1 protein-coding gene is annotated in these 447 nt (G+C 43.4%); it reads left to right on the top strand.

Annotated elements, in window-relative coordinates:
• Positions 1-447, top strand: a 447-nt coding sequence (locus A3761_RS07035; RefSeq protein WP_156491700.1) for a radical SAM protein, incomplete at both ends; no start/stop codon positions are given.

Below are 447 nucleotides of genomic sequence, written 5' to 3'. Positions count from 1 at the left end.
AGATCGTCCCGTAACAAATGTTGTGTTTATGGGTATGGGCGAGCCGCTGTTAAATTTTGACAATGTCATGGATGCTGTAGACATCATGATGGATGATTTCGCTTACAGCATTTCCAAGAAGCGTCTGACAATCAGTACTGCTGGTGTGGTGCCAGCAATGGATCGAATGGGCGAATTTACCGATGCCTCGATTGCAATATCCTTGCATGCACCAAACGATGAGCTTAGAAACGAACTGGTGCCGGTGAACAAGAAGTATCCGATTAAGATGCTGCTTTCATCGCTAAAAAGCTATCTGGATCAGCTTTCGGATAAACGAAAAGCGACCATCGAATATACCCTAATTGCAGGAGTGAATGATCGAAAGATTCATGCAGATCAATTGATCGAGATTTTGCGTGGAATTCCCTGTAAGATCAACCTTATACCTTTTAATCCTTTCCCAGG

The organism is Oleiphilus sp. HI0123, assembly GCF_001635315.1.
The sequence above is the reverse complement of the archived record's forward strand: the minus strand, read 5'-3'. Positions and strand labels throughout refer to the sequence as shown.